The organism is Bacteroides sp. MSB163 (assembly GCF_036416795.1).
GTDB lineage: Bacteria > Bacteroidota > Bacteroidia > Bacteroidales > Bacteroidaceae > Bacteroides > Bacteroides maternus.
The window spans coordinates 5,303,160-5,319,306 of record NZ_CP143867.1 but is presented as its reverse complement, the minus strand read 5'-3'; the positions used below and the strand labels follow the sequence as shown (position 1 = coordinate 5,319,306).

General features: G+C 45.8%; 13 protein-coding genes. 4 read left to right on the top strand and 9 right to left on the bottom strand.

Going from position 1 to position 16,147, the window contains the following annotated elements; all coding sequences use genetic code 11:
• Positions 1-167: 167 nt before the first annotated feature.
• From VYM24_RS20855 to VYM24_RS20845, 3 genes are all read right to left on the bottom strand, one after another.
• Entirely contained in the window at positions 168-1,244 is a 1,077-nt protein-coding gene (locus VYM24_RS20855) for a GDP-L-fucose synthase family protein (RefSeq protein ID WP_299088345.1), read from the bottom strand.
• 21 nt (positions 1,245-1,265) lie between these two features.
• Positions 1,266-2,342 carry a GDP-mannose 4,6-dehydratase gene (gmd, locus tag VYM24_RS20850; RefSeq protein WP_330940819.1) on the bottom strand — a complete coding sequence of 359 codons (1,077 nt, stop codon included), beginning with the start codon at positions 2,340-2,342 and terminating at the stop codon, positions 1,266-1,268.
• A 79-nt stretch (positions 2,343-2,421) separates the two neighbouring features.
• Complete coding sequence (locus VYM24_RS20845; protein WP_291549612.1) at positions 2,422-3,576, bottom strand: dicarboxylate/amino acid:cation symporter; 1,155 nt, start codon at positions 3,574-3,576, stop codon at positions 2,422-2,424.
• Positions 3,577-3,702: 126 nt separating this feature from the next.
• Here VYM24_RS20845 and gnd point away from each other — a divergent pair, with 126 nt between their 5' ends.
• The 3 genes from gnd (at position 3,703) to pgl (ending at position 7,493) form a co-directional block, all read left to right on the top strand.
• Positions 3,703-5,190: a decarboxylating NADP(+)-dependent phosphogluconate dehydrogenase gene (gene gnd / locus VYM24_RS20840; protein WP_291549610.1), complete on the top strand. Its 1,488-nt coding sequence runs from the start codon at positions 3,703-3,705 to the stop codon at positions 5,188-5,190.
• A 93-nt stretch (positions 5,191-5,283) separates the two neighbouring features.
• Complete coding sequence (zwf, locus tag VYM24_RS20835) at positions 5,284-6,771, top strand: glucose-6-phosphate dehydrogenase (RefSeq protein ID WP_291549608.1); 1,488 nt, start codon at positions 5,284-5,286, stop codon at positions 6,769-6,771.
• Entirely contained in the window at positions 6,768-7,493 is a 726-nt protein-coding gene (pgl, locus tag VYM24_RS20830; protein WP_044270525.1) for a 6-phosphogluconolactonase, read from the top strand. The genes zwf and pgl overlap by 4 nt, the downstream gene beginning before the upstream one ends.
• Positions 7,494-7,513: 20 nt before the next feature.
• Here the strand turns inward: pgl and VYM24_RS20825 are convergent, their stop codons facing one another.
• Entirely contained in the window at positions 7,514-8,557 is a 1,044-nt protein-coding gene (locus VYM24_RS20825; RefSeq protein ID WP_291549605.1) for a DUF2776 family protein, read from the bottom strand.
• 720 nt (positions 8,558-9,277) lie between these two features.
• On the opposite strand from VYM24_RS20825, the gene VYM24_RS20820 reads away from it, so the two are divergent.
• A complete protein-coding gene (locus VYM24_RS20820; RefSeq protein ID WP_291549633.1) occupies positions 9,278-10,303 on the top strand; it encodes a linear amide C-N hydrolase in 1,026 nt (341 codons plus the stop codon).
• Between the two features lie 516 nt (positions 10,304-10,819).
• On the opposite strand, the gene VYM24_RS20815 is transcribed toward VYM24_RS20820, so the two are convergent.
• From VYM24_RS20815 to VYM24_RS20795, 5 genes are all read right to left on the bottom strand, one after another.
• Positions 10,820-11,521: a LytR/AlgR family response regulator transcription factor gene (locus VYM24_RS20815; RefSeq protein ID WP_291549603.1), complete on the bottom strand. Its 702-nt coding sequence runs from the start codon at positions 11,519-11,521 to the stop codon at positions 10,820-10,822.
• A gap of 5 nt (positions 11,522-11,526) precedes the next feature.
• Positions 11,527-12,582 (bottom strand): sensor histidine kinase, encoded by a 1,056-nt coding sequence (locus VYM24_RS20810; protein WP_330940818.1) that lies wholly within the window; start codon positions 12,580-12,582, stop codon positions 11,527-11,529.
• 95 nt (positions 12,583-12,677) lie between these two features.
• Positions 12,678-13,898: an ABC transporter permease gene (locus VYM24_RS20805; RefSeq protein ID WP_330940817.1), complete on the bottom strand. Its 1,221-nt coding sequence runs from the start codon at positions 13,896-13,898 to the stop codon at positions 12,678-12,680.
• 101 nt (positions 13,899-13,999) lie between these two features.
• Positions 14,000-14,746, bottom strand: a complete 747-nt coding sequence (locus VYM24_RS20800) for an ABC transporter ATP-binding protein (RefSeq protein WP_291549598.1) — start codon at positions 14,744-14,746, stop codon at positions 14,000-14,002.
• 127 nt (positions 14,747-14,873) lie between these two features.
• Positions 14,874-16,094 (bottom strand): efflux RND transporter periplasmic adaptor subunit, encoded by a 1,221-nt coding sequence (locus tag VYM24_RS20795; RefSeq protein ID WP_330940816.1) that lies wholly within the window; start codon positions 16,092-16,094, stop codon positions 14,874-14,876.
• Positions 16,095-16,147 lie beyond the last annotated feature (53 nt).

The window sequence follows — 16,147 nt, the reverse complement described above, 5'->3', positions numbered from 1 at the left end:
AGAATGCAAATTTTTAACTGAAAAAAGCGGGGGGATATGTACAATTTAGCTTGGGCAGATGAAGCTCACCACAGAGTAACACAGGGTTCCACAGAGTTTAATCAATTTGAGCTCAAGGAAAACAAACTCTGTGGAACTCTGTGTTACTCTGTGGTGAATTTAATGCATTACCGCCCTAAGTACCAGTTGTACATGCGTTGTACGCCTTCTTTGATCTCCACTTTGTGTTGCCAGCCCAGAGCGTGCAGTTTTGAGGGGTCAGTCAGTTTGCGCATGGTTCCGTCCGGTTTGGTGCTGTCGAAAGTCAGCTGACCTTGGTAACCCACGGTGGAAACTATCAGTTCGGCCAGTTCGCGGATAGAGATTTCTTTGCCTGTACCTATATTGATATGGCAGTTACGGATGTCTTTATCACCTTGTTTGTAGGTGTCTTTGAAGTCTACATGCTCCATTACGAAGACGCTGGCATCTGCCATTTCTTCGCTCCAGAGAAATTCGCGAAGAGGTGTGCCTGTGCCCCATAATTTCACTTCGCTGTCGCTGATGCCGTATTTGGCAAGGATGGCAAGGATATCTTCCTTACTGCTGTTGCCGTCGATGCCTTCTACCGGACGCTGGTTCAGGTCTTTGCATATTGCATCCCAGTCGCCTTGCTTCAGGCAATGAGCCAGATGTATCTTACGAATCATGGCAGGGAGCACATGGCTGCGTTCCAGATCGAAGTTGTCATTCGGACCATAGAGGTTGGTAGGCATTACGGCGATGTAATTCGTGCCATATTGCAGGTTGAAGCTCTCGCACATTTTCAGGCCGGCAATCTTGGCGATGGCGTACGGTTCGTTGGTATATTCCAGCGGAGAGGTGAGGAGCACTTCTTCTTTCATGGGTTGTTCGGCATCACGCGGATAGATGCAGGTGCTTCCCAGAAAGAGGAGTTTCTTCACATTGTGGCGAAAACTTTCACCGATGACGTTTTGCTGTATTTGCAGGTTTTTGTAGATGAAGTCGGCACGGTAAATGCTGTTTGCCATGATGCCGCCTACGAAAGCAGCGGCAAGGAATACATATTCCGGTTGTTCTTCATCAAAGAATTTACGTACGGAAACGGCATCCAGCAAGTCGAGTTCTTTATGGGTTTTGCCAATGAGATTGGTATATCCTTTATCTTGCAGGTTTTTCCAGATGGCGGAGCCTACCAGACCACGGTGTCCGGCTACGTAGATTTTGGCGTTCTTGTCTAACATTATAGTTCTATTTTTTATATATTATTTTTCAAGTGATCTCAGATATAGCTTCTTCACAAACTTCATATCGTGTGCTGCCATGATTTTCACCAATTCTTCAAAACTGGTTTGTCTCGGATTCCACCCTAAAAGAGTTTTGGCCTTTGTCGGATTACCTAACAGCTGTTCCACTTCGGCAGGGCGGAAATATTTAGGATCTATTTCTACAAGCGTTTTTCCCGTTTGCATATTGATACCTTTTTCTTCTACACCTTCACCTTCCCATCGCAGTTCGATGCCTACTTCCTTGAAGGCAAGCGTAGCAAATTCGCGGACCGTATGCATTTCGCCTGTGGCGATTACGAAGTCTTCCGGTGTATCGTGCTGAAGAATCAGCCACATACATTCTACATAATCTTTTGCATATCCCCAGTCGCGGCGAGCATCCAGATTACCCAGATACAGTTTGTCCTGGAAACCTTGGGCTATGCGGGCGGCGGCCAGCGTAATCTTACGGGTTACGAATGTTTCTCCTCTGCGTTCGCTTTCGTGATTGAAGAGGATACCGTTTACGGCAAACATACCATAACTTTCGCGGTAGTTCTTTGTAATCCAGAAGCCGTATTGTTTGGCTACTCCGTATGGGCTGCGGGGATAGAAAGGAGTTGTTTCCGATTGGGGGACTTCCTGTACTTTACCGTAAAGCTCTGAAGTGGAGGCCTGGTAAATCTTTGTCTTTTTCTCCATGCCGAGGATGCGGACAGCTTCGAGCATACGCAGCGTGCCGATGGCATCTGCCTCTGCGGTGTATTCCGGTACGTCGAAAGACACTTTTACATGGCTTTGCGCAGCGAGGTTATAGATTTCGTCCGGCTGTACCTGTTGGATGATGCGGATCAGCGAGCTGCTATCCGTCATGTCACCGTAATGCAGGTTAATGGTGCGCTTTTGCTTCATATCGCGTACCCATTCGTCGAAGTACAGATGTTCGATGCGCCCTGTATTGAATGAAGAAGAACGACGGAGAATACCGTGTACTTCATATCCTTTCTGTAATAAGAATTCGGCGAGAAACGAACCGTCCTGGCCTGTTATTCCGGAGATTAAAGCTGTTTTCATATTGTAAGCTTCTTTATTGATTATTTTTTGCGGGGCAAAATTCGTTATTTTTTACGAGAATACAAAACTTATTGGCTTGTCACTTATATATCTTATCTACCACCAGTGCAATTGCCCCATCTCCCGTTACATTGCATGCAGTACCGAAGCTATCCATTGCAATGTAGAGTGCAATCATCAGTGCCTGTGCCGATTCATCGAAACCGAGCATGGATTGCAGAATACCCAAAGATGCCATGATGGCACCACCGGGCACTCCCGGAGCAGCCACCATCGTGATGCCCAGCATAAAAATGAAACCGGCAAATAAAGGGAAATCAAAAGGTATACCTTGCATCATCATCAGAGCAAGAGCGCATGCTACGATTTTCAGCGTGCTGCCGGATAAGTGTATCGTGGCGCAAAGAGGGATAACAAACCCTGCAATATCGGGTGACACACCATTCTTCTTTGTCTGTTCCAGGGTAACAGGAATGGTGGCGGCGGATGATTGTGTACCTAAAGCCGTGAAATAAGCGGGTAGCATCCGCCCCAACAGCTTAAAAGGATTTTTACGGACAAACAGCGCAGCGATGCAATATTGAAATAACAGCAGGAAGATGTGCAGCAGGAAGATTACGCCGATAATCTTTATGAATACCATTAAGATGGAGAATACCTGTCCCGAATGCGTCATATTAAGGAATATACCGAATATATAAATAGGGAGGAGCGGTAGGATCACTGCACTGATCATACGGACAATGATATCCTGAAAATCACGTGCTGCATTCTTAAGTGTATCGTTTTTCAGTTGGGCAAGTCCCAACCCTAAAGTGAACGCCAGTACCAGTGCCGTCATTACATTCATGAGCGGTGGAATGGCGACTGAGAAAAACGGCAATATCCCTTGTGCTTCGCTGACCTCTTCCAACGGGGCACCGGACTCTATCAGATGAGGATATATGGTTACTCCTGTAAAGTAAGAGAGGAAACCGGAAAACAGGGTTGCCCCATAGGCTATCAGTGCGGTAATCAACAGCAGTTTCCCGGCGCCTTTACCGATATCGGCGATAGCTACGGTAACCAGTCCCACAATAATCAGTGGTATGGAGAAATTCAGAAATTCGCTGAAGATACCGTTGAATGTAACGAACAGGCGTACCAATTCTCCGGGAAGAAAATTACCAAAAAGAATACCTAATGCGATGGCTATAATGATACGCGGCAATAATCCGATATGTAGTTTTTTCATAAAACTGAATTTAAGTTTCTCCATTGGAATAGAGTTATGTTTGCAAAAGTACGATTTTTATTCGAAATTCATACGAACAAATGCCCTTGACATATTGTTTCCATTTCAATGAAACAATAACAAAAAATGCAAGTTATGACAGAAAAAAGACAAAAGACAGACATCGGCTTAATCGGACTTGCCGTGATGGGGGAGAATTTAGCTTTGAATATGGCGGACAAGGGATGGCATGTGTCCGTGTTTAACCGTACTGTTCCGGGAGTGGAAGAAGGTGTGGTAGAACGCTTTATCAACGGTCGTGCCAAAGGGAAAAATATTGAAGGATACACTGAAATTCCTGACTTTGTAGAGTCCATTTCCGCCCCGCGCAAAATCATGATGATGGTGCGTGCCGGCAGTGCCGTAGATGAACTGATGGAACAGCTCTTTCCGCATCTCTCTCCGGGAGATATCTTGATAGATGGAGGCAACTCAAACTATGAAGATACCAACCGCCGTGTGGCATTGGCCGAATTGAAAGGTTTCCGCTTTGTCGGTGCCGGTGTTTCGGGTGGTGAAGAAGGAGCGTTGAACGGTGCTTCTATTATGCCGGGCGGTTCCGTTACTGCCTGGGATGAAGTAAAGCCCATCCTGCAAAGTATTGCTGCACGTGCTGCCGATGGTACTCCTTGCTGTGACTGGATTGGTCCGGCCGGCTCGGGACATTTCGTTAAAATGATACATAATGGTATTGAATACGGTGATATGCAGTTGATTGCCGAAGCCTACTGGGTGATGAAGAATCTTCTGCAACTGAATAATGAAGACATGGCTTCCGTCTTTGCCCACTGGAATGAGGGTAAGTTACGTAGCTATCTGATAGAAATCACAGCCAATATCCTTCGGCATAAGGATAAGGCGGGCGGTTACCTGATTGACAAGATACTGGACACTGCCGGGCAGAAAGGCACCGGTAAGTGGTCCGTTATCAATGCAATGGAATTGGGTATGCCCCTGGGACTGATTGCAACGGCTGTTTTTGAGCGTAGTCTTTCAGCGCAGAAGAATCTGCGTGAGGCAGCTTCCAAACAATTCATTTGCCAGCGTTCACAAGTGGTCTATAATAAGCCGGAACTGGTGAAAGATATTTATTCCGCTTTGTATGCTTCTAAACTGGTATCTTATGCACAAGGTTTCGCCGTGTTGCAAAAGGCGTCCGAATCTTTCGGCTGGGATCTCGATCTGGCATCCATTGCCCGTATGTGGCGCGGAGGCTGCATCATCCGCAGTATATTCCTGAATGATATAGCTGCTGCTTTTGAAGCACAGCAGAAGCCGAAGCATTTGCTGCTCGCTCCTTATTTCCGGGAAGAAATCAAAGAGTTGCTCTCCGGTTGGAAGCACCTTGTAGCCCATGCGATGAAAGAGGAACTGCCTGTTCCGGCTTTCTCTTCCGCATTGAACTATTTCTATTCGCTGGTATCTGCGAAGCTCCCTGCTAATATGATTCAGGCTCAGCGTGACTATTTCGGTGCACATACCTTTGAGCGTACCGATGAACTCCGCGGACAGTTCTTCCATGAAAACTGGACCGGACATGGCGGAGATACAAAATCAGGTACCTATAATGTATAAAATGAAGCCCTGGTAATAAAATTATAAAGCAAGAGCTAATGAATTTATTACAAGGGCTAATTTGCAGAAGCTAATCAAAAAAAACAAGATTCTATGAGTAAATTTGTAATGATCATATTCGGCGCTTCGGGCGACTTGACGAAACGCAAGCTGATGCCGGCACTCTATTCGCTCTACAAGGATAATCGTTTGCCCGAAGGATTTGCCGTTCTCGGTATCGGCCGTACCGACTACGCAGATGAAACTTATCGCGACTATATCCTGAACGAGCTGGAACATTTTGTCACACCGGCCGAAGTGGGAATGAAAGAGTTCTGCACTCATTTGCACTACCTTAGTATGGACCCTGCCATAGAAGAAGGTTACGGAACCCTGGACAGCCGTTTGCAGGAAATCACCGGTGAAAAGAAGCCGGACAATTTACTGTTTTATCTCGCTACGCCCCCCTCACTTTATGGCGTCATCCCTCTACATCTGAAAACAGCCGGATTGAATCGTAAACATACCCGCATCATTGTCGAAAAGCCTTTCGGCTACGACCTGAAGTCGGCACAAGATTTAAACCATATCTATGCTTCCGTTTTCGAAGAATCTCAGATTTATCGCATCGACCACTTCCTCGGCAAGGAGACGGCACAAAATATCCTTGCTTTCCGTTTTGCCAATGGCATCTTTGAACCGTTGTGGAATCGTAATTACATCGATTATGTAGAGGTTACCGCTGTCGAGAATCTCGGTATCGAACAGCGTGGCGGCTTCTATGACGGTACAGGCGCATTGCGAGACATGGTACAGAACCACCTTATCCAACTGGTGGCCCTCACTGCCATGGAGCCTCCCGCTGTCTTCACCGCTGATAATTTCCGTAACGAAGTGGTAAAAGTTTACGAGTCACTGAAACCTCTGACAGATGAAGATTTGAATGAACATATAGTCCGCGGACAATATACCGCTTCCGGTTCTAAAAAGGGCTACCGTGAAGAGAAGAACGTTCCCGCCGACTCGCGCACTGAAACTTACATCGCCATGAAGATCGGTATTGATAACTGGCGTTGGAGCGGCGTACCTTTCTACATCCGCACAGGAAAGCAGATGCCTACCAAGGTAACGGAAATCGTAGTACATTTCCGTGAAACGCCCCATCAGATGTTTCATTGCCATGGCGGACACTGTCCGCGGGCTAACAAACTAATCCTCCGCCTGCAACCCAACGAAGGTATTGTGCTGAAATTCGGCATGAAAGTTCCCGGACCGGGATTCGATGTGAAGCAAGTGATGATGGACTTCAGTTACGACCAACTGGGCGGACGTGCCACGGGCGATGCTTATGCCCGTCTGATTGAAGACTGCATTCAGGGCGACCCGACTCTCTTTACCCGCAGTGATGCTGTCGAAGCCTCCTGGCGTTTCTTTGATCCTGTACTACGTTATTGGAATGAATACCCAGATGCGCCTCTCTACGGTTATCCTGTCGGAACCTGGGGGCCACTGGAAAGTGAAGCTATGATGCACGAACATGGTGCCGACTGGACCAATCCGTGTAAGAACCTTACGAACACTGATCAATATTGTGAGCTATGAAAACTTATATCTATAGTACAGCTGCTGAAACGGCACGAGCTCTCATCAAGCACCTTATTAGTTTGATGGAGGAAGAGCCGCAGAAGATTTTTCACATTGCATTCAGTGGAGGCAGCACGCCCTCGCTTATGTTCGATTTGTGGGCAGAAGAATTCAAGGATGCCACTCCGTGGAGCCGTATGCGTATTTATTGGGTGGATGAACGGTGTGTACCTGCCGAAGACTCGGAGAGTAACTATGGCAATATGCGTCGGCTGTTGCTGGATGAAGTGGGAATGCCTGAGGAATATATTTTTCCTATTGACGGCAGCAACGATCCCGATGATGAAGCGAATAGCTATTCTCGCATAGTGCGTTGCAATGCGCCACTCTGGCATGGCTTTCCGGCTCTTGATATTGTTCTGCTGGGGGCGGGAGAAGACGGGCATACCTCGTCCATTTTCCCCGGTCAGGAGTATTTGCTTTCATCTTTCCATCCTTATGAGGTAAGCGTTAATCCCTACAATGGGCAGAAGCGCATAGCCATGACCGGCTGTTTGCTTTTTAATGCCAAGCAGCTGATTTTCTTTGTGACAGGCAGAAACAAGTCCAACGTTGTGCGCGATATTCTGGATTCGGGTGATACCGGTCCGGCTGCCTATGTGGCACACCATGCCTGGAATGTGGAAGTGTTTATGGATGAGCTGGCGAAACCTCAACCCATCCATGAGAGTGATTTATAAAAAAAGAGAGTGATTCATCATCAATTGGACGTTCCGCTTTCCAGAATGCTGACGATGGAGAACAGCGTGAAACAGATGCCGCCTAATCCTGCCAATACGCGTGCGGGAACAAAGTAGACATCATTCAGCGTTGTCATTTCAAACAGAAACGCAGAGAGGAAAAGACAAGTAAGCGCGGTGAGCACCGGAATGAGCGGAATCCGGTTCGCCAGCTTAAAGACGTTCCGCCAAATAACAGCCAGCAGAATTACTTTGCTGGATATACTGTAACAAACTAAACCCAGACCTATCATAATGTATCCGGTGGAAGACTTGCCCGGGTCGGCATTCGTCAGCACCCAAAGTCCCCACAGGATACTCAGTGTACCCATCACCAATACGAGGGCAGGCCACCATTTCCGTTCGGCACCACTATAAGAGTTACGTATCTGCCGGACAATGGTAGCAACCAGTGCAACTAGGCTCGTACAGATACATGCCAGTCCGGCCATTACGTGTCCGGCCACATAGTAAGCGGTGTGGATATCGCTTTGTCCCAATAACCAGAATGCCCAAACCCATGTGATGACGGCGAAAACAACAGCCAGAATGATGAGTATGTCCGCCTGTGCCGAAGAGAATGACTTGGCAGGTACGGCATGGTCAGTCTTTTTGGAATTTTGCGTGATGAAGGTGAAGCGGGTGGAAGAGGTGGCGGTGGTGGATACACATGCAGTGATGAAAGCTACTCCGCAGATGACATGTCCCGCAACGAAATGGGCCACTGTACTGCCATCATTAATGTACGTCATTCCACCGATGAAGCACACCACGGCAGCCAGATAACCGATGATGGGCAGGGCATATTTTGCCGCCGTACTATACGTGTGGATAATCTGCCGGATGATGGTACCTGCCGTAGCGAACAGCGCGATACATATCATTCCTAAAGAGAAGACCACGGGGCCCGCAACGAATCGGTTCGTGTCCGTCCCCATGTCGAGCACAAAGGCTCCATAGCCGAAACAAAAAAGGGCCATCAGCAATGGGATAGCCCTGAAAAGGATACTAATACCGTAATTCATAACTGTTATCGTTTTTAAGTTTCCCCTTCCAACAGTATTCCTTACGGTTTGTTTTCGGTTTTAATATTTGTTCACCACAGATTTATTTCTCAACGATGGCATTCATCATTTTGACAATTTGTATTTTTAGTTGACTGAGGATGTACTATTTCTGTCCGGAGGTCAATAGGATTGGAAGCGTGCAAACGAAAATGAATAAACGTCAGATAGTTAATGCGGTATCAAAATACTTACATTTATTCTGGATGAAATAAACGCACTGATAAGTGGGAAATATAATATCAATAAGTCAAATTCCGATATGTAGTAACCCTTTTGTTGGTATGTAGTAACCTTTTTGCCCATATGTAGTAACCATATCAGTCATAAGTAGTAACCCTTTTCTGCATAAAAAGCAGTTAAAACTGCAAGTATATACTGAAATAGCGCATTGTTATAATCATTTTATTCATAGAATATGCTGGAATGTAAATATTTGAAATATAGCATGTCACTAAAAATACAGAAATACTACCATGATGAGTGCATATTAACTGTTTTGCTGTTATTATGATGTTTTGTTTTCTAATCTTTTCAATTTCCTTTGGTCTCATGTCTGAGAAATTTGAATATGTATCTATTCATTTTAAGAACTTTGCAATGTGATTGTTTGTTTATACTGCAAATTAACTAACAACTTAACATGAATCAATTATGCGAAAAGTGAATGTTCTTTATAGTATGGTATTCATGATTGCACTCTTTGGAGTATCTGTAAATCATTTGAATGCTTGTACCCGTGTAGTCTATCAGGGGGATAATAATATGATAATAACCGGTCGTACTATGGATTGGAAAGAAGATACCCGTAGTAATATCTGGATTTTCCCGCGAGGTATGGAACGCAACGGAGAGGTAGGGAAGAACCCGATGCGTTGGAAATCTAAATACGGCAGTGTGATAACTTCGGCTTATGACATCTGTAGCACTGACGGTATGAATGAAAAAGGACTCGTTGCCAATCTGTTGTGGCTGGCAGAATCATCCTATCCCCAGTGGAACGGTGAGAGGCCGGCTTTGTCCATAGCCGCCTGGGTGCAATACATGCTTGATAATTTTGCAACGGTGGATGAGGCTGTTGCCGAGATAGAAAAGAATACTTTCGATGTGGTGTCGGATATGATGCCCGACGGTACGCGTATGGCTACCCTTCATCTTTCCATTTCGGACGCTACGGGTGATAATGCTATTTTTGAGTATGTAGACGGAAAGTTGGATATTCATCATAGCAAAGCATATCAGGTAATGACAAACTCACCTGTGTTTGATCAGCAATTGGCGCTTGATGATTATTGGAAGAATATTGGAGGAACCACTTTCTTACCTGGTACCAATCGTGCTGCCGACCGTTTTGTGAGAGCTTCTTTCTATATAAATGCTATTCCTAAAACAGAAGATACCCGTACAGCCTTGGCGAGTGTATTCAGCGTGATACGCAATACTTCCGTTCCGTTCGGCATCAGCACTCCTGATCAGCCGAATATTTCTTCAACCCGATGGAGGACGGTTTCCGATCAGAAGGATAAAGTTTATTACTTTGAGTCTACTTTATATCCCAATGTATTTTGGATTGACTTTAAGGATGTAGATTTCTCGGAGAAAGCGCCTGTCAAGAAGTTGAATCTTCTTTCCGGTAAAACGTATGCGGGAAATACTGCCAAAGAGTTTGTCGCTACAAAACCTTTCCAGTTCTTAGGAATCAAATAGTATGGATTTTACGCTCATAAAAAAATGAAATGCACCCTGACTACGCTTAGAAAGGGTGCATCTCTGCAAAACAAACAAACAGTTTCAACCTTTTATGACCGAAACTGAGATATACTATATATACTACGAATATATCTTTGGTTTTCTAACCAAAAACCTTGTATCTGCAAAGGAAGCTAATTTTGAAAGAAATGTCCCTAATTCTTTTTTACTTGTTATAAATAAAAGTCTCCGGGTGTATAAATAAAAATCTAAATCATTTGGATATTAGATATTTATATATCTTGTGATTTTGGGCGGATGGTAAATAAAAAAGCACTTCCTGTCGTTCGCTCACGGAGGAAGTGCTTCACACAAAAACTAAACTAGACTTAACTAAACTATTCTATTGGGGGAAGTTTCACAACTTCCTTTATCTGTTCGATGCAAAGGTAAAAAAACATTTTTTAATATGCAATAGGAAATTATATTTTGTCGACAGATTCGGATATTTTATCGACAAATGAATGTTATTTCTTAGCTCCTTTTATCCAGGAAGGTTTGAAATACCTGTTTATAACTATCGCTGACAGGGATATACGTTTTATCAAACACAATTCGTCCCCGATCAATAACTCTTATTTTTTCTTTCTGTACAATATAAGATCTGTGAACCCGCATGAAACGGGATGTCGGTAATAATTCCTCCATTGATTTCATACTCATAAGCGATAAAATAGGCCGGGCTGTATCTTCTGTATAAATCTTAACATAATCCTTTAGACCTTCTACATAAAGTATCTTTTTTAGTTCTATTTGTACCAGTTTATAGTCACTTTTTACAAATATACTTTCTATTTCTTCTTTAGGCTGTTGCAAGAGTTCAAACCATTGTACGGCTTTATTAGCTGCCTGCAAAAAATCCACGTAAGAAATAGGTTTTAGCAGATAATCCAAAGCATTTACCTTATAACCATCAATGGCGTATTGCTCAAAAGCGGTACTAAAGACAATACGGGTATGTGCATCTACCATTTTGGAGAATTCCAAACCGTTAAGTTCGGGCATCTGTATATCAAGGAAAAGCAAATCCATTTGCTTATCCGGCAGTTCCTTCATAGCCTGTACGGCGCTGGAATACTTTCCTTTCAATGTCAGGAACGGAGTTTTGTTGACGTAGCTTTCCAGTAAATCTAAAGCTAAAGGTTCGTCATCTACTATGGCACAAGTCAGATTCATACTTACTACTTAATACTTAAAACTGATTTATATTCTTTCCCATCGTCGCTTACTCCTTGGTTCCATTCATATTGGCCGGGATAAGTTAATTCCAGGCGTTTCCGCACTTGCTCCAGTCCTATGCCACTTCCACTTTTGTCAGTCTGGCTTTTGGGGTGGTAGCTGTTGGTAATTTCGCAGCATACCTGACCGGGGCTTTCACTGAAATGGATGTGGATAAAACTGGGTTCGGTGGGAGAGATGCCATGTTTGAAGGCATTCTCTATGAGGGAGATGAAAATGAGCGGGGCTATTTCCGTACGACTATCAGTTGGAACATCTATTTGTGTCTCTACGGTTACGTTTGCGGAGAGGCGGATGCGCATCAGTTCAATGTAGTTGCGGATGAAATCCATCTCTTTACCAAGAGAGACAAAATTCTGTTGATTGTCGTAGAGGACGTGACGCAGCAGGCGACTTAATTCCTGAACAGCAGCTTGTGCTTTATCGCTGTCGAAGGCGATAAGAGCATAGATGTTGTTCAGGGTGTTGAGCAGGAAGTGCGGGTTCAGTTGATTACGCAGGTTTTTCAGTTCCGCTTCCGTACGGCTTTTCTCGGCTTCCCGGCGTGCGGCTTCTACTTTTACCCAACGGCCACTCATACGGATGGCAGCGGCCAGTCCTACGGTGAGAACCATTGAGAAGACATCTCGCAGGATGAAGATCCAACTAGGAGGTCCGGGACGTTTATGAGCTTCGGGTTTCACGTACGTATGGAAGATGAAATCTTGCCAAAAGTGTACGCCGACAGCTGTACAAAGTATGAGCAGGAGATTCAGTAATACATATTGCTTGATGCGTCCCTCAAATAAGAAACGAGGGATGAAAAAACAGTAGTTTATGTAGAACATGATCAGGAATGATACCGGAACCGCACTGCCATGACGGAAATAGTCTACCCAGCTTACCGTAAATCCGCTACGATTCATCAGCAGAAACGGGAAAGCGAAAACGATTCCCCATCCGATGATATGGATGAGAACTTCTACAATCCGGCGAGTTTGGGAGTCTTGCATAATCATATTACAAAAATAATAATTTTAATGAAGAATGAGGAATTTCCATACAAATATGACTGCGCAGCATAATTCTTCATTCTTTATTTTTCATTCTTCATTTACTCGTATCTTATTGCCTCTATCGGGTCCAGATCCGCCGCCTTCTTAGCCGGATACCAGCCGAAGAATACACCGGTGATTGTACAAACTGCGAAGGAGAGGAATACACTCCATGCCTGGATGTAGATAGGCCAGTGGGCTACGTTCTTTACAATGAATGAGGCTCCGCAGCCAATGACGACTCCGATGATACCACCTGTGATACTGATAAGGATGGCCTCGATCAGGAATTGCGAGAGAATATCCACCCCACGGGCACCGACAGACATACGCAGACCGATTTCACGGGTACGTTCCGTCACGCTGACGTACATGATGTTCATGATACCGATACCACCTACTACCAGGGAGATGCCGGCGATACATGCCAGGAGTGTTGTCATCAGATCGGTAGTGGAGTTCAGCATGGTGCTGAGTTCCTGCTGACTGCGAATGGTGAAGTCGTCGTCATCACTCTCTTTCAACTTATGGTTACGGCGCAGGATGGTGGTGATTTCATCCATTGCATAATCCGTCATATCCTCGGAGAGGGCAGAGGCGAAGACACCTTGCAAGTATGTGACGGCAAGCATACGTTTCATTACCGTGGTATAAGGTGCCAGTACGATTTCGTCCTGGTCCATACCCATGGAGTTGTAGCCTTTGGCTTTAAGTACACCCACTACGCGCAGGGGCACCTGGTTGAAACGGATGATATGTCCGATAGGGTCCTGTCCGTCCGGGAAGAGATTGTCCACAATGGTTTTACCAATGATGCAGACTTTGGCGGCACTCAGAATGTCCGCTTCGGTAAACATCTCGCCACTCTCCACGCTCAACTGACGGATTTCGAGATATTCGGTGCCTACACCATTTACAGAGGCAGGATAGTTATTATTTCCTGCAATGAGTTGTCCGCTGGACGATACATTGGGGCTGACGGCTGCCAGGAAGTTGGTTTCATCCCGCAGGGCTTCGTAATCGGTCAGCTTCAGTGTCTGCATGGACGAGGCATCCTGACGGACACCGCCACGCATATCACCGCCCGGATGAATCATAATCATATTCGAACCCATTTCCGCGATCTGTGCCTGAATACTTTTCTTCGAGCCTTGCCCGATGGCGAGCATGGTGATGACGGACGCCACACCGATGATGATACCCAGCATGGTGAGGAAGGCGCGAAGCTTATTGTTGGCAAGGGCGCGGAGGGCTATTTTGAAAAGGTTTGTTCCGTTCATTGTTTTTTTAGTTACGGGCTACAAGCTACAAGCTACGAGTGCTTGGCAGCATGGCAGCGCAGCTACTTGTAACTCGTAGCTGGTAGCTTGTAGCTGGTTTATCAATCTTCATCACTTTTTGGCAGCGCTGCCAGAGCTTCTGCTGCTGAGAGGATTTTCGGGTTCACCGTATCTTCCGTCACATGCCCGTCGCGCAGACGGATATTCCGGCTACTGTACTGAGCTATTTCGGGATTGTGGGTGACAAATATAATAGTACGTCCTTCGGCATGCAGTTTCTGGAAGAGAACCAATATCTCAAAAGAAGTACGTGTATCCAGATTACCTGTTGCTTCATCGGCAAGGATTACCGCAGGGTTGTTCACCAGGGCACGGGCGATGGCTACACGCTGCATCTGTCCACCGGACATCTGGTTCGACTTATGTTCCAGGCGGTCGCCGAGCCCCACGGCTTGCAGGGCTTCGATGGCGCGTTGCCTGCGTTCGGCTGCTGAGACGGAGGCGTTGTACATCAGGGGCAATTCCACATTCTCTACGGCAGTGGTCTTTGCCAGCAGATTGTAGCTTTGGAAGACAAAGCCGATCTTCCGGTTCCGCAGGATGGCGCGTTGAGGTTTGCTCATGGCGCGTACGGATATGCCATCCAGCAGATATTCGCCGCTGGTGGGAGTATCGAGGCAGCCCAGGGTGTTCAGCAGCGTTGACTTACCGGAGCCGGACGTACCCATGATAGTCACGAACTCCCCTTCAGTGATGGAGAAGGAGACGCCACGCAGGGCATGGACCGTTTCTTCGCCCACCTGAAAGTCGCGCCGGATATTTTGTAATTCTATAACTGTTTTGCTCATTGTTTCGGAATTGTTTCGTTGAATAAATGATAATTTAGCGAAATGAAGAATGCAGCATGAAGAATTTGGCTGCGCTATGCAAGCATGCCGCAAGGTAATTCTTCATTCTTAGTTCTTCATTAAATTATCATTTACTATTCTTTTTCTTATTATTTCCCGGAGGGCCCGGCATGAAAGGACTTCTTTCGCCATCTCCCTGTCCTTCGGCTATAGTGGTTTCGGCACCTGTGCTAATCACCGCATCGGATACTATCTGTGTACCTTCGTTGATACCGCCTGTAATTTCGGTGACGATTCCGTTAGAGATACCTATGCTGACCGGATGTGCAGTGAATGTGTCACCTTCACGAGTCCAGACTTTATGTTCACCTTCGCAATCTTTAACCACTGCATTCGCTCCTACCAGTGGAACGGCAGGCGTAAAGCGCAGCGCTTTTGCCGGAACGCTCAGTACTCCTTGTTTATCCAGCGTGTAGATAGTGATGTTTGCCGTCAGTCTCGGTTTCAGCTTCAAGTCCGGATTGTGGGCGGAGATGACTACTTCATAAGTAACTACCGTAGTGGTGGAAGTGGTGCTGCTTGAACTGCTTGTGGCTCCCAGGCGAATCTGTGTCACTTTTCCTTCAAACACATCATTCGGATAAGCGTCTACCGTGAAACTTACACGCTGTCCTTCTTCTACATCGCCTATATCGGCTTCATCTACGTCAGCTACTACCTGCATCTGTGTCAGGTCGGCAGCGATGGTGAAGAGGGTCGGGGTTTCGAAGCCGGAAGCTACTGTCTGTCCCTCTTCCACGTCGCGGCTGATGACAACGCCATCGATAGGAGAGGTGATGGTTGCATAGGACAGATTGCGCTCTGCTTTGGCCAAAGATGCTTTACAGCTGTCGAAGGCGCTCTTTGCTTTCTGGTAGTTATAAAGACTTTGCTCGTAATCCGTATCACTGATGAGTTGTTTCTCATGCAATCCTTTGTTACGCTCGTAATTCTTCTGCTGATATTCATATTCGGCTTTGGCACCGTTGTAAGTAGCCTTTTGCGATGCTAATTCGCTTTGCAGGGTTACTTTGTCCATTTCGGCAATGAGCTGCCCCTTGGTTACTACTGAGTTATAGTCTGCGTACAGCCTATCGATGATACCGCTGACCTGTGTACCTACTTCCACTTCGGTCACTGGTTCGATAGTGCCTGTGGCCGTCACGGAATTGGAGATGTTAGCGCGGTCTACGGTGGCCGTCTCATATACCACCTTCCGCTTTTTGGCTTGTCCGCCAAATGTCCAAATAGCTATGCCGGCTACAATAATGACTCCGACCGCTAAGCTGATAATTTTCTTTTTACTCATACCTTATGTTTCTTATCTCGTTGAATGATATATTATATGTCTGAATTAATTTT